Source organism: Streptomyces ossamyceticus (genome assembly GCF_001418475.1).
Classification (GTDB): Bacteria; Actinomycetota; Actinomycetes; order Streptomycetales; family Streptomycetaceae; genus Streptomyces; species Streptomyces ossamyceticus.
Window position 1 is genome coordinate 1,195 of the sequence record NZ_LIQX01000629.1, and the last position, 823, is coordinate 2,017.

Genomic DNA, 823 nt, shown 5'->3' on the forward strand with positions numbered 1-823 from the left:
GGCCGCCGTGACGGCAAATCCGTCGTATGGGGCAGGGGTGTTGGGCCCTTCCATGGTGTGCGCCGCGTGGGACTGATGGGGCGTGCGCCGGGGTGTGTGCTGTTCACCACCGTCCTCGCGCCCCCGTCTGCGCTTGTCAGCGCCCTTGTACGGGCACTACTGTCACCACGCCTTGGTGAACGGGAAATCCGGTGTGATGCCGGTGCGGCCCTCGCCACTGTGATCGGGAAGTCCGGCTCCAGTCCTCACGGACAGCCACTGGGTCCTTGTGACCCGGGAAGGCGGAGCACGGGCGGTGGTACCCGTCAGCCAGGAGACCGGCCAAGGCACGTCAACCATCCACGAGGTGCTGGAGAGGGTCTGCTGAGCCATGCACATAGCCGAGGGTTTCCTTCCTCCGGCGCACGCGATCGCCTGGGGTGTCGCGTCCGCGCCGTTCGTCGTCCACGGAGTACGGTCACTCACCCGTGAGGTCAGGGAGCACCCGGAGAGCACGCTGCTGCTCGGTGCCTCGGGGGCCTTCACCTTCGTCCTGTCCGCGCTGAAGCTGCCGTCCGTCACCGGCAGTTGCTCCCACCCCACGGGCACCGGACTGGGCGCCATCCTGTTCCGGCCGCCGTGGGCGAGCAGCAGGGCCTGGAAGAGCAGGGTGATGGTGCCCAGTACCGCCATGATCGGCGGCCGGAACAGGATGGCGCCCAGTCCGGTGCCCGTGGGGTGGGAGCAACTGCCGGTGACGGACGGCAGCTTCAGCGCGGACAGGACGAAGGTGAAGGCCCCCGAGGCACCGAGCAGCAGCGTGCTCTCCGGGTGCTCCCTGACC

At 68.9% G+C, this 823-nt stretch carries 2 pseudogenes and 1 riboswitch; of the pseudogenes, one reads left to right on the forward strand and one right to left on the reverse strand.

What is annotated here, in order from left to right:
- Positions 1–156: 156 nt before the first annotated feature.
- Positions 157–340: riboswitch (cobalamin riboswitch) on the forward strand.
- A 30-nt stretch (positions 341–370) separates the two neighbouring features.
- A pseudogene (locus AOK15_RS35265) lies at positions 371–619 on the forward strand (energy-coupling factor ABC transporter permease); the annotation flags it as partial.
- A 53-nt stretch (positions 620–672) separates the two neighbouring features.
- Here AOK15_RS35265 and AOK15_RS48645 read toward each other — a convergent pair.
- Positions 673–798, reverse strand: a pseudogene (locus tag AOK15_RS48645) (energy-coupling factor ABC transporter permease); the annotation flags it as partial.
- Positions 799–823: the final 25 nt, after the last annotated feature.